This window comes from Agrobacterium radiobacter, from assembly GCF_040801995.1.
Lineage (GTDB): Bacteria > Pseudomonadota > Alphaproteobacteria > Rhizobiales > Rhizobiaceae > Agrobacterium > Agrobacterium radiobacter.
Genome location: NZ_JBEGHX010000001.1, coordinates 1 through 11,800 on the forward strand (window position 1 = coordinate 1; position 11,800 = coordinate 11,800).

Here is an 11,800-nt window from a genome sequence, read left to right on the forward strand (position 1 = left end):
ATGATTGGCAATTTGAAAGGCGGCAATATGCAATTGAATTTGGCGATGGGTGCGGTGGCTGATGGGGACCGCGCACCAAAGACGCGTGATGCAGCTTGCTCAGATGCGGCAGGGGACAAATCGGCTATGACGCACGATGCGCTGTTTGAACGTTTTAGCGCGCGGCTCAAGGCACAGGTTGGTCCGGAGGTCTATGCAAGCTGGTTCGCACGGCTCAAACTCCATACCGTTTCGAAAAGCGTCGTCCGTTTTACCGTTCCGACGACCTTTCTGAAGTCCTGGATCAACAACCGTTACATGGACCTGATCACCAACCTCGTCCAGAGCGAGGATCCGGATGTGCTGAAGGTGGAGATTCTGGTCCGCTCGGCCAGCCGCCCGATCCGTCCGGCTCAGACCGAGGAGAGGGTGCAGCCCGTTGCGGAGGTTGGTGCGGCTCCGCGGAACAAGTCCTTTATACCGTCGCAGCCCGCCACGCCTGCCGCGCAGCCCGCGGCTTCGCAGGCGACCCTGCGTCAGGGCGGTTCCGGGCCGTTGTTCGGCTCGCCGCTCGACACACGTTTCACCTTCGATACCTTTGTTGAAGGCTCATCTAACCGCGTCGCGCTTGCGGCGGCAAAGACGATCGCCGAAGCCGGTGCCGGCGCCGTGCGCTTCAACCCGCTGTTCATCCATGCGGGTGTTGGTCTCGGCAAGACGCATCTTCTGCAGGCAATCGCCAATGCCGCCATCGACAGCCCGCGCAATCCACGCGTGGTCTATCTGACAGCTGAATATTTCATGTGGCGTTTTGCGACCGCAATCCGCGACAACGATGCCCTGACGCTGAAGGACACGCTACGCAATATCGACCTGCTCGTCATCGACGACATGCAGTTCCTGCAGGGCAAGATGATCCAGCATGAATTCTGCCACCTGCTGAACATGCTGCTCGACAGCGCCAAGCAGGTCGTGGTCGCTGCTGACCGTGCGCCATGGGAGCTGGAATCGCTCGATCCGCGTGTCCGTTCCCGTCTTCAGGGCGGCATGGCGATCGAGATTGAAGGTCCCGATTACGACATGCGCTACGAAATGCTCAACCGCCGCCTCGGCTCAGCGCGTCAGGACGATCCGTCTTTCGAGATTTCGGACGAAATCCTGACCCACGTTGCCAAAAGCGTGACGGCGAGCGGACGTGAACTGGAAGGCGCCTTTAACCAGCTGATGTTCCGTCGCTCTTTTGAGCCGAACCTCTCGGTTGACCGTGTCGATGAACTGCTGTCACATCTCGTCGGGACGGGTGAGGCCAAGCGCGTGCGCATCGAGGATATTCAGCGCATCGTCGCCAAGCACTATAATGTGTCGCGGCAGGAACTGGTGTCCAACCGTCGCACCCGCGTCATCGTCAAGCCGCGCCAGATCGCCATGTATCTGGCCAAGATGCTGACGCCGCGTTCTTTCCCCGAGATCGGTCGCCGTTTCGGCGGTCGCGATCACACCACGGTTCTGCATGCCGTGCGCAAGATCGAGGAACTGATTTCCGGTGACACCAAGCTTGGCCATGAGGTTGAGCTGCTGAAGCGCCTGATCAACGAAAACAACGCATAAAAAGAAGCGGCCTTCGGGCCGCTTCAGTCCGTTGGCAAGCCGCTCTCGTATTCGACGTCGTCCTCGGGACTGTCCCGAGGATCCAATCACGTATGGTAAAATCAATAGGTTGCAGATGCTCGGGATTGGCCAGAGCATGATGAAGGCAAGTTTTCAGACTTCGTCATCACCCTCAAGCGGCTTTCGGGCCGCTTTTTTTATTGGTGTTTCGAGGCGTGTCGATGCTGTGGATCAGCAGGCGAGGTCGGCCACCACGGCATCCAGAATAAGCATGCCTGAAGGGGTGCAGCGCAGGCGGGAATTGCCGAGCCTTTCCACGAAACCATGCTGCAGAAGGAATTCCTCCTTCTCCGGGTCGAGATCGCGGCCGGAAAGGTCGCTCCAGCGGGCGAGATCGATGCCCTCGCGCAGGCGAAGGCCCATCAGCAGCAATTCGTCGGCCTGTTCGTCGACGCCGAGCAGTTCCTGATCGACCATGCCGTGGCCTTCCCGCTCAACGGTTTCGAGCCAGTTTTCCGGGTGGCGTTCGGTGGCGGTGGCGAGCTTGGAAGCGCCTCTCGTCAGGCGTCCATGCGCGCCGGGGCCAATGCCGGCGTAGTCACCATAACGCCAGTAGGTAAGGTTGTGGCGGCTTTCGGCGCCGGGCCGGGCGTGGTTGGAAACCTCATAGGCCGGCATGCCGTAACGCTCGGTGATTTCCTGGGTTGCCTCATAAAGCACGGCCGAATGCTCGCCATCCGGCACGATGAGCTTGCCGGCCTTGTGCAGGCCGTAGAAAGGCGTGCCTTCCTCGATGGTCAGCTGGTAGAGCGACAGATGGTCGACGGCATAGGAGACAGCCTCCTTCAGCTCCGCGTCCCATTCGGCCACCGTTTGGTTCGGGCGGGCATAGATGAGATCGAAGGACATACGCGGAAAAATCTCCCGCGCCAGCCGAATGGCTTTCAAGGCATCGGCAACATCATGCAGGCGGCCGAGGAACTTCAGGTCCCGGTCGTTGAGCGCCTGCACGCCGAGTGAGACACGATTGACGCCCGCCGCGCGATAACCGCGAAAACGTTCCGCCTCGACGCTGGAAGGATTGGCCTCCATGGTGATCTCGATACCGTCAGGCACATGCCAGAAGCGCGCGACGCCATCGAGAAGTGCGCCGACCGTCTGCGGGTCCATCAGTGATGGCGTGCCGCCGCCCATGAAGATACTGGTCACAACGCGCGGGCCGCTCAGCGTCCGCATATGTTCCATTTCACGGAGAAAGGCAGCCGTAAACCGTTCCTGATCCACCGGCCGGTGGCGGACATGGCTGTTGAAATCGCAATAGGGACATTTGGCCGCGCAGAAGGGCCAATGCAGATAGATCCCGAAACCGGGATCGCCCGTATCCGGCAGAAGCGATGCGCCGGGGGCAGAAAGTTGATGCTCCCCGACCATCGGGTTCATGCCTCCAGGCAGGTTTCTACGAATTTCTTGAAGGCACGGGCACGGTGCGACAGCGCAAAGGCATCGCCGTGTTTCCAGCCGTGTTTTTCATCCGAGCTCATCTCGCCGAATGTAGTGTCATAACCTTCGGGCTTAAAGATGGGATCATAACCGAAGCCGCTCGTTCCGCGCGGCGGCCAAACGACAGCGCCCTCCACCTCGCCACGGAAATATTCGACATGCCCGTCCGGCCAGGCAAGGCACAGCACGCTGACAAAGCGGCCGGTGCGGTCTTCCAGCTTCGATGCGCCACGCTCGGCAAGCGCATCCTCGACCTTCTGCATGGCCATGGCGAAGTCGCGGGTGCCGTCGGCCGTCTCCGCCCAATTGGCGGTATAGACGCCAGGCGCACCGTCAAGCGCGTCGATGACCAGACCGGAATCGTCGGACAAAGCCGGAAGACCGGATGCCTTTGCGGAGGCAAGCGCCTTGATGGCGGCATTTTCCTCGAAGGTGGTGCCCGTCTCGTCCGGTTCTGAGAAATTCAGCTCCGCCGCCGATTTGGCGGAAAAGCCGAAAGGCCCGATCAGATCGGCGATTTCGGCGATCTTGCCCTTGTTGTGGCTGGCGACGACGATCGTTCTGGTATCGAGCTTGCGCATCACGTTTTCCTGTCGGCTCAGGCGATAGCCTGTTTCTGAAGGGCGACCAGTTCGCTGCATCCGGCCTTGGCAAGACCGAGCAACGTCAGGAATTCTTCCTCGGAGAAGGGCGCGCCTTCCGCCGTTCCCTGAACCTCGACGATGCCGCCGGAACCGGTGATGACGAAATTTGCATCGGTCTCGGCGGAGGAATCCTCGAGATAGTCGAGATCGATCACCGGCTGGTTGGCGAAGATACCGCAGGAGATCGCCGCGATATGGTCCTTCAGAACCTTCTCGACCTTGATCATGTTGCGGGTTTCCATCCACTTCAGGCAATCGTGGAGCGCAATCCATGCGCCGGTGATGGAGGCAGTGCGGGTGCCGCCATCGGCCTGGATGACATCGCAGTCAATGCTGATCTGTCGTTCGCCGAGTGCCTGCAGATCAACAACGGCGCGCAGCGAGCGGCCGATGAGACGCTGGATTTCCTGGGTGCGGCCGCCCTGCTTGCCGGAAGCGGCCTCGCGCTTCATGCGCTCATGGGTGGAGCGCGGCAGCATGCCGTATTCGGCGGTGACCCAGCCCTTGCCGCTGTTGCGCAGCCATGGCGGCGTCTTTTCTTCCAGGCTTGCGGTGACGAGCACATGCGTGTCGCCGAATTTTACCAGACAGGAACCTTCGGCATGTTTCGAGAAATTGCGCTCGAAGGAAACCTTGCGCATCTGGTCGGTTTTTCTGCCTGAAGGCCGCATATGATCCACTCTCCATGTTGGTTCCTGCCTTCTAAGGCGCGCCCCGGGCTTTTGCAAAGCCAATTTCCATTTTGCCGCGGCGTTGCAACGCATTATATTGATGCGAGCTGGTTTGAACGACAAAGAACGGACGAAATGGGTTTTTCCGCACCGCTATCAAAAGATCAGGCATCATTGCTGGATGAACGGTCTCGGGAAATTTTCCGGCGCATCGTTGAAGGCTATCTCGATACGGGTGAGCCGCTCGGATCCCGCAGCCTGTCGCGGCTGTTGCCGATGTCGCTTTCGCCCGCCTCCGTCCGCAATGTCATGAGCGATCTTGAGGAACTCGGCCTCATCTATTCGCCGCATATCAGCGCTGGGCGCCTGCCCACCCAGACGGGGCTGCGCTTTTTCGTCGACGCCTTCATGCAGGTGGGTGATCTGCCCGCGGAAGAAAGGGCGAATATCGACCGTCAGATCGGGCCGGTCGCCGGCCACGAGCAGTCGTTGGAAGGGTTGTTGACCGAGGCAAGCCGCATGCTGTCAGGCATGTCGCGCGGCGCCGGCCTGGTGCTGACCGCCAAGAATGATGTCATCCTCAAACATGTGGAATTCATAAGGCTGGAGACCACCAAGGCGCTCGCCGTGCTAGTCGGCGATCACAATCAGGTCGAAAACCGCATCATTGAATTGCCCGCCGGCATTTCGTCATCGCAATTAATCGAGGCGGCGAATTTCATCAATGCCCATCTGTCCGGCCAGACGCTGCAGGAATTGCGGACACAGTTCCAGAAGCAGCAGGCGGAACTGCAATCGGAACTCGGCACGCTGGCGCAGGATCTCATCGAGCGCGGTCTGGCCGTCTGGGCGGGTGATAACGAGGAGGGCAAGCTTGGCCGCCTCATCGTTCGCGGACGCTCCAACCTGCTGGAGGGTCTCGCCGGTGAAGAAGATATCGATCGGGTGCGCCTGCTGTTCGATGATCTGGAGCGCAAGGAAAACCTCATCGAAATCCTCAATCTCGCGGAAAGCGGCTCCGGGGTCAGGATTTTCATCGGCTCTGAAAACAAGCTGTTTTCGCTCTCCGGTTCTTCTCTGATCGTCGCGCCCTATCGCGATGAGGACAATCGCGTCGTGGGCGCGGTCGGCGTTATCGGCCCCACCAGGCTGAATTATGCCCGTATCGTGCCGATGGTGGATTATACCGCGCAGATCATGGCGCGCCTTTCCCGCAAGCAAAGATAGGACAAGCCCGCAAAGGTCAGAGAATGCGGCAAGCTTTTCGCCGCAAGCCTTGATTTTTGCCCGTCAAAGCTCGATATCGGGCGCAACCAACAATATTCAAATCTGGAGAACGTCATGACCGACGATACAAAAAAGCCCGGACCTGACGCGGACGTCGCGGAAGATTTTGTCGATCTTGCCCAGGCAGGTGAAGAACAGGCCGAAACGGCAGAACCCGATCCGGTCGAGCTGCTCAAGGCTGAGAACGCCGATCTGCGCGATAAATTCCTGCGACTTGCGGCCGAGATGGACAATCTTCGCCGTCGCACTGAACGCGATGTCAAGGATGCCAAGGCCTATTCCCTGGCCGGTTTTGCACGCGATATGCTTGCCGTTTCCGATAATCTTCGCCGTGCGCTCGAAGCCATTCCCGATGAGCTCAAGACCAATGGTGAAGCCGGTCTCAACGGCCTCATCGAAGGCGTCGAGATGACGGAACGTTCGATGCTGTCGACGCTGGAACGCCACGGCGTGAAGAAGATCGATGCCGAGGGCCAGAAGTTCGACCCGAATTTCCATCAGGCCATGTTCGAAATTCCGAATACGGCGGTTCCGAACAATACGGTGCTGCAGGTGGTCCAGGCTGGTTTCACCATCGGCGATCGCGTGCTGCGCCCCGCCATGGTCGGTGTCGCCAAGGGTGGCCCGAAGGTGGAGACAGCCGCCTCTGCCGAGCCGGGCACCTCGTCTCTCAATGAAAAAGATGCGTAAGGCATCTGTCTTTACGTCATAAAAAACGCGCCTTCAGGGCGCGTTTTTTATTGCCGTTAAACTGAGGGGGCGGGTTGCGATCAAGCCGCCGTCGCCTGTTCCTGATTGAGGAAGGCGTAGATTGCTGTGTCGGAATCGGTCGCACGCAGCTTGGCCACCAGTTCAGGGTCGCGCAGGGCGCGTGCAATTCTGGACAAAGCCTTCAGATGATCCGCGCCGGCGCCCTCGGGCGCAAGCAGCAGGAAAACCAGATCGACCGGCTGGTCGTCCAGCGCTTCGAAATCGACCGGCGTTTCAAGGCGTGCGAAAACGCCGGTGATCTGGTGAATACTGTTGAGCTTGCCATGCGGAATGGCAATGCCGTGGCCCACACCGGTGGAGCCGAGCTTCTCGCGCTGGAGGATGACGTCGAAAACTTCCCGTTCCGAGACTCCGGTAATTCTGGCTGCCTTTGCAGCCAGCTCCTGAAGCAATTGCTTTTTGGAATTCACCTTGAGGGCGGGAATAATCGCATCTTGTTGCAGCAAATCTGCCAACGCCATTCTCTTTTTCCTTCATGCCATCGAGACGATGCAGGAGGCAGATGCATTTTCGCGCTCTGCCTCCCACGTCTTGTCAGACTGTTCAGCTCTTGATCGTTTCCGCGTCGATCCAGCCAATATTGCCGTCATGACGCCGATAAACGATGTTGAGATATTCTTTGCCGGGGCTGCGGAAGAGCAGAACCGGTTCGTCGGTCATGTCGAGCGCCATCACGGCGCTGGCGACTGACATGGTCTTAATCTGCTTCGAACTCTCCGCCACAATGGTGGGTGCGTAATCTTCAGGAACCTCGTGGTCCTCATCGGGAACAGCATCCATCACCGTATAGGCGATTTCCTGCGACACGCCATTCAAACCACTGTGGTGGTCCTTCAGCTTGCGCTTGTAGCGACGCAGGCGCTTCTCGATCCGCTCGGCGGCGGCGTCGAAGCTGGCTTGCGGATCATTTGCCTGACCCGCCGCATGCAATACAACGCCCGTATCGAGATGCAGCTTGCAGTCGGCGGCAAAACGCGATCCGGACTTCTCCACGGTCACTTGGCCTGAATACCCCCCATCGAAGTATTTGGTAACTGCCAGACCTATATTGTCCTCGATCCGCTGACGGAAAGATTCACCGATCTCCATATGTTTACCAGATACACGCACACTCATGGAAATTTTCCTTTTTGTAGTGATTTGCGAGTACCAGCTTACGTCAAGCCGCGCGCGCATCCAAGCGTTTCGAAGACCTTAAAAAGCCTCCATTTGAATTTTACGCCCATGGACGGTGGAGATGAATCCGTTACAAATGACCTTGCTTACGTGTGCGGCGGGCTTCTAGCCCCTGGCGTGGCAAGAGTCAATGGTGCGGCAAAAAACCGCCATAAACGTGAATGGGCTCGTTGCTCAGAAGGCGGAAAGCTTGGCCTGCGCCTTCTTTTCCCGACGCCTCTGCACGGAGGAGGGGATGTTCATCGCCTCGCGATATTTGGCGACCGTGCGGCGGGCGATATCGATGCCGCTCTTTTTCAGATTGTCGACGATGTCGTCGTCGGAAAGGACTGCCTCGGCGGCCTCCTGCGCGATCATGGCCTTGATGCGGTGACGCACCGCTTCCGCCGAATGGCTGTCTCCGCCTTCCACGGCGCTGATTGAGACGCTGAAGAAATATTTGAGCTCAAACAGACCGCGTGGCGTCAGCATGTATTTTTTGGACGTTACCCGGCTGACGGTGGATTCATGCATTTTGATGGCGTCGGCCACCGTCTTGAGGTTCAGCGGGCGTAGCTGGTCGACACCATTGACGAGGAAGGCATCCTGCTGGCGCACGATTTCCGTCGCCACCTTCATGATTGTCCGGGCGCGCTGGTCTAGGCTGCGGGTCAGCCAATGGGCCGTCTGCATGCATTCGGCCAGAAAATCCTGATCCTCGCCCGCGCGCGCCTTATGTTTCGATACCTCGGCGAAGTAACTCTGGTTGATGAGCACGCGCGGCAGGGTCTCGGGGTTGATTTCCACCAGCCAGCCGCCGGTGGAGGAGGGGCGAACGATAATGTCGGGAACGATGGTCTCCGAAACCATCGAGTCGTAACCTGCGCCGGGGCGGGGGTTGAGCGTGCGGATTTCCGCCAGCATATCGAGGAGGTCTTCCTCATCGACGCCGCAGATTTTTTTCAAGGAGGCGAAGTCGCGTTTCGCCAGAAGTTCCAGATTATCGACGAAAGCCCGCATGGCCGGGTCTAGCCGATCCTTCTGGGCCAGCTGGATCGCCAGACATTCGCTCAGGGAACGGGAAAATACACCCGGTGGGTCGAAGCCCTGAAGCGTCTTCAGGACGTGCTCGACCGCCGACGGCGGCGCTCCCAGCCGTTCGGCGACATCATCGACGGCATCAGCCGCAATATAGCCGGTTTCATCGAGCTGGCCGATCAGCGCATCGGCGATCATCCGGTCCTCGGCGGCTGATATGGCGAGCGGCAATTGCTGATTAAGGTGGTCGCCGAGGCTCTGTCTGGCCGCGACGAAATCATCGAGGTCATAACTTTCCCCGGACTCCTGGCCGGGCATGGATTTCCATTGGCCGGCCAGTTCGGGCGCATCGGCTTTTCTGGGCTCCGCATCGTCGGGAAAGACGTTTTCGAAGCTGGTATCCAGTTGCTCGCCGAGATTTGCGGCGCGATCGCCATACCAGTCGTCACTGTCTGATGTCACCGTGGCGGATCTCTCCGAGCCTTCGCTGTCCGCGTCGCCGAAACTCTCCGCCTCTACCGGGGCATCGCTGCTCAAATCGCCATCGTTTGCCGCAATTTCCAGCAATGGATTGCGCTCCACCTCCTGCGCGATGAACTGCGTCAGCTCGAAATGCGTCATCTGAAGCAGCTGGATGGACTGCATCAGTTGCGGTGTCATTACAAGAGACTGGTTTTGACGCAGCAAAAGGCTGGCAGACAATGCCATGGCGGACGCGAAACTCCCCTTACAGCTTCTCCATGGCCACAGTTTTCATAAATTTTGCGGAGGCGATGGAACTTGGCCCAAAAATTGCTTTTTTATCTTGTTTGGTCAAGCGTCAGGGCGGGGCGCGATGAAGAATCTTTCGCGCGCCGATCATGATGATTTTAGGTCGAAACGACCTAAAATCTTAAATCATGATCTAGATCATATAATTAGAGCGGGATTTCAAGCGAAAACCGCACACACTTTTCGCTATCCCGCTCTGGGTTCAAAGGCTAAAATTGTTGCCGAGATAGAGACGGCGTACATCCGGATTGTTGACGATATCGTCTGGACGCCCATGCGTCAGAACCTCGCCGGCATGGATGATGTAGGCGCGGTCGATGAGACCGAGCGTTTCACGGACATTGTGGTCGGTCACGAGAACGCCGATGCCGCGCGCTGTCAGGTGTCTCACCAGATTCTGGATATCGCTGACAGAAATCGGATCAACGCCCGCGAAAGGTTCGTCGAGCAGCATGAAAGTCGGATCGGTCGCAAGAGCGCGCGCGATTTCCAGACGCCGCCGCTCGCCGCCCGAAAGCGCCACGGCAGGGGATTTGCGCAACTGCGCGATGTGAAATTCTTCCAGCAGCTCATCAAGCTTGTGGTTGCGCTTGGCTGCGTCCGGCTCATGCACTTCCAGCACGGCGCGGATGTTTTCCTCAACCGTGAGGCCGCGGAAAATCGATGCTTCCTGCGGCAGATAACCGACGCCGAGACGGGCGCGACGATACATCGGCATGGTGGTGACATCATTGCCGTTGATGGCGATCTTGCCGGTATCGACGGGTACCAGGCCCGTGATCATGTAAAAACAGGTGGTCTTTCCGGCGCCGTTCGGGCCGAGCAGTCCCACGGCCTCGCCACGGCGCACGACCAGCGAAACGCCGTTGACGACACGACGCGTATTATAGGTCTTCGTCAGGCCATGCGCGATCAGCGTGCCCTGATAGGGGGTCTTGTCCGCCGGTGGGACCGCGTCCGCGGATCGGCTGCGTCCGCCGCCGAATATCTTTGAGATCGAGGGTATCTTCACGAGGAAAGACTACTGTTTTTTCTGGGATTTCGGATCAAGCATGATCCGAACAGGGCCGCCGCAGCTTTCGAGCTTGGCCTGTCCCGTATTCATCAGGACGGTCAGCTTGCAGCCGGTGAAGACATTCGTGCCCTCGGACAGCACGACCTGCTTGCCCGTGAGGATGAAGGTCTGCGCCGCCATGTCGAATTCGCCGTGATCGGCCGTCGCCTTCTGGGTCTCGGACGTCAGATAGACATTATTGTCGACGAAGATTTTTTCGATATTGGCGTCGCCGCTGGTGAGCGATGAACCCTCGCCCTTGTAGTTCACCGTCATCTTGCCGGCCTGAAGGGTGGTCGTTCCCTGCACCACCTTCACATTGCCGGTGAAATAGGCCTTGCGCTCCTGATCGCGAATCTCGAGCTGATCGCTTTCAATTGCGATCGGCTGGTCGCCGGAGAGCTTGACGCCCTGCATGTTGCTGGTGGTGTTCTGGGCGAAAGCCACAGTTGCAAGACACGAAAAAACAAGACCTGCGGCTGCGAGGCCGGCGGATTTGCCAAGGGAAACGGGACGGGAAATTTGCATCATCTGGACCGGGCTCTCACTTGCCTTCATTCTTGATATTGGATGCAGCGATACGTGCCCGTACCTGCCCCGAAAATGTAATTGTCTTGCCATTATCGGCGATGTCAATCGATTGCGCAACAATCGAGCCGTCGTTTGTTTTGATCGAAACCGGCTCCTGGCTGCTCATTTTCCCGGCCTTCAGATCGACATCCGCAGACTGGAACTTCGCTTGTATGCCATTGCTGAGATTGATGTCAAAAGGGGCGGTCATCTTCAGCTTGTTGGTGGCCCGGTCAAAAATGCCTTCATGGGCGATCACCTGGGCGATACCGTCATTCACCGGCACTGCGGCCAGAACCTTCTCAAGCGTCATCAGGTTGGGGTTGGCGATGTCCTGCAACGCACGGTCGGCGTTCATGGAATAATCGATCCCCTTCTCGTTGCGGCCCGCAACGGCAGGTTTTTCCATCACGATCTTGCCGTCTTCAATTCGCGCGCTCTCAAGCGAGACCTCATCGGGCGCCCAGGTTCGGATAACCGAGACGGCGATGAAGGCGAGCGAAACGATGGCTGCGCCGAGCGGCAGAATGATTTTCAGCCGTTTCACGCGCGCAGAATGCCTCAGCGCGGTGTCATAGGCACCGTTCTGGTCATTGGGCAGCGAGAATGCTGGCGCGGGTTCGCGGAGTCTTTCGAGCATAAGAGTGGGTCCGGAATGCTTCCCCGGCGCCATTCTGGCGCACAATCGAAGCTTGTGTCTCTATCTAAATGTCTTTGGCATGAGTGCTTTGTCCTGCCAATATGGTTTTTGT

The 11,800-nt window shown here is 58.4% G+C and carries 12 protein-coding genes; 3 read left to right on the forward strand and 9 right to left on the reverse strand.

Going from position 1 to position 11,800, the window contains the following annotated elements; translation table 11 throughout:
* The first annotated feature begins 126 nt into the window (after window positions 1-126).
* Window positions 127-1,587: a chromosomal replication initiator protein DnaA gene (gene dnaA, locus MRBLRC7O_RS00005; protein WP_003503801.1), complete on the forward strand. Its 1,461-nt coding sequence runs from the start codon at window positions 127-129 to the stop codon at window positions 1,585-1,587.
* Window positions 1,588-1,818: 231 nt separating this feature from the next.
* On the opposite strand, the gene hemW is transcribed toward dnaA, so the two are convergent.
* Genes hemW through rph form a run of 3 tightly spaced genes read right to left on the reverse strand, consistent with a single transcriptional unit; the run spans window position 1,819 to window position 4,402 of the window.
* Window positions 1,819-3,018, reverse strand: coding sequence for a radical SAM family heme chaperone HemW (hemW, locus tag MRBLRC7O_RS00010; protein WP_060727139.1), 1,200 nt, complete (start codon window positions 3,016-3,018; stop codon window positions 1,819-1,821).
* 5 nt (window positions 3,019-3,023) lie between these two features.
* On the reverse strand, window positions 3,024-3,668 hold the full coding sequence (gene rdgB, locus MRBLRC7O_RS00015; protein WP_003503799.1) for an RdgB/HAM1 family non-canonical purine NTP pyrophosphatase: 645 nt from the start codon (window positions 3,666-3,668) through the stop codon (window positions 3,024-3,026).
* 17 nt (window positions 3,669-3,685) lie between these two features.
* Window positions 3,686-4,402, reverse strand: coding sequence for a ribonuclease PH (gene rph / locus MRBLRC7O_RS00020; RefSeq protein WP_003503798.1), 717 nt, complete (start codon window positions 4,400-4,402; stop codon window positions 3,686-3,688).
* Between the two features lie 135 nt (window positions 4,403-4,537).
* On the opposite strand from rph, the gene hrcA reads away from it, so the two are divergent.
* Together hrcA and grpE are read left to right on the forward strand one after the other, a co-directional pair.
* Window positions 4,538-5,629 (forward strand): heat-inducible transcriptional repressor HrcA, encoded by a 1,092-nt coding sequence (hrcA, locus tag MRBLRC7O_RS00025; protein ID WP_080865761.1) that lies wholly within the window; start codon window positions 4,538-4,540, stop codon window positions 5,627-5,629.
* Between the two features lie 114 nt (window positions 5,630-5,743).
* The gene (grpE, locus tag MRBLRC7O_RS00030) at window positions 5,744-6,379 is read left to right on the forward strand and encodes a nucleotide exchange factor GrpE (RefSeq protein WP_003503794.1); all 636 of its coding nucleotides are present in this window, start codon (window positions 5,744-5,746) and stop codon (window positions 6,377-6,379) included.
* A gap of 80 nt (window positions 6,380-6,459) precedes the next feature.
* On the opposite strand, the gene ptsN is transcribed toward grpE, so the two are convergent.
* The 6 genes from ptsN to lptC form a co-directional block, all read right to left on the reverse strand.
* Window positions 6,460-6,921, reverse strand: a complete 462-nt coding sequence (ptsN, locus tag MRBLRC7O_RS00035) for a PTS IIA-like nitrogen regulatory protein PtsN (protein ID WP_003503792.1) — start codon at window positions 6,919-6,921, stop codon at window positions 6,460-6,462.
* A gap of 82 nt (window positions 6,922-7,003) precedes the next feature.
* Window positions 7,004-7,576, reverse strand: coding sequence for a ribosome hibernation-promoting factor, HPF/YfiA family (gene hpf, locus MRBLRC7O_RS00040; protein ID WP_003503790.1), 573 nt, complete (start codon window positions 7,574-7,576; stop codon window positions 7,004-7,006).
* Window positions 7,577-7,810: 234 nt separating this feature from the next.
* The gene (rpoN, locus tag MRBLRC7O_RS00045; RefSeq protein WP_003503788.1) at window positions 7,811-9,361 is read right to left on the reverse strand and encodes an RNA polymerase factor sigma-54; all 1,551 of its coding nucleotides are present in this window, start codon (window positions 9,359-9,361) and stop codon (window positions 7,811-7,813) included.
* Between the two features lie 265 nt (window positions 9,362-9,626).
* Entirely contained in the window at window positions 9,627-10,436 is an 810-nt protein-coding gene (gene lptB, locus MRBLRC7O_RS00050; protein ID WP_003503786.1) for an LPS export ABC transporter ATP-binding protein, read from the reverse strand.
* A 9-nt stretch (window positions 10,437-10,445) separates the two neighbouring features.
* On the reverse strand, window positions 10,446-11,009 hold the full coding sequence (locus MRBLRC7O_RS00055) for an LptA/OstA family protein (protein ID WP_003503784.1): 564 nt from the start codon (window positions 11,007-11,009) through the stop codon (window positions 10,446-10,448).
* A 13-nt stretch (window positions 11,010-11,022) separates the two neighbouring features.
* Window positions 11,023-11,688 (reverse strand): LPS export ABC transporter periplasmic protein LptC, encoded by a 666-nt coding sequence (gene lptC / locus MRBLRC7O_RS00060; protein ID WP_003503782.1) that lies wholly within the window; start codon window positions 11,686-11,688, stop codon window positions 11,023-11,025.
* Between the last annotated feature and the right edge of the window lie 112 nt (window positions 11,689-11,800).

What these genes read in the sequence shown, in the direction of transcription:
- dnaA (WP_003503801.1), top strand. Translation starts at nt 127, where the DNA reads ATGACGCACGATGCGCTGTTTGAACGTTTTAGCGCGCGGCTCAAGGCA.
- hemW (WP_060727139.1), bottom strand. Translation starts at nt 3,018, where the DNA reads ATGGTCGGGGAGCATCAACTTTCTGCCCCCGGCGCATCGCTTCTGCCG.
- rdgB (WP_003503799.1), bottom strand. Translation starts at nt 3,668, where the DNA reads ATGCGCAAGCTCGATACCAGAACGATCGTCGTCGCCAGCCACAACAAG.
- rph (WP_003503798.1), bottom strand. Translation starts at nt 4,402, where the DNA reads ATGCGGCCTTCAGGCAGAAAAACCGACCAGATGCGCAAGGTTTCCTTC.
- hrcA (WP_080865761.1), top strand. Translation starts at nt 4,538, where the DNA reads ATGGGTTTTTCCGCACCGCTATCAAAAGATCAGGCATCATTGCTGGAT.
- grpE (WP_003503794.1), top strand. Translation starts at nt 5,744, where the DNA reads ATGACCGACGATACAAAAAAGCCCGGACCTGACGCGGACGTCGCGGAA.
- ptsN (WP_003503792.1), bottom strand. Translation starts at nt 6,921, where the DNA reads ATGGCGTTGGCAGATTTGCTGCAACAAGATGCGATTATTCCCGCCCTC.
- hpf (WP_003503790.1), bottom strand. Translation starts at nt 7,576, where the DNA reads ATGAGTGTGCGTGTATCTGGTAAACATATGGAGATCGGTGAATCTTTC.
- rpoN (WP_003503788.1), bottom strand. Translation starts at nt 9,361, where the DNA reads ATGGCATTGTCTGCCAGCCTTTTGCTGCGTCAAAACCAGTCTCTTGTA.
- MRBLRC7O_RS00055 (WP_003503784.1), bottom strand. Translation starts at nt 11,009, where the DNA reads ATGATGCAAATTTCCCGTCCCGTTTCCCTTGGCAAATCCGCCGGCCTC.
- lptC (WP_003503782.1), bottom strand. Translation starts at nt 11,688, where the DNA reads ATGCTCGAAAGACTCCGCGAACCCGCGCCAGCATTCTCGCTGCCCAAT.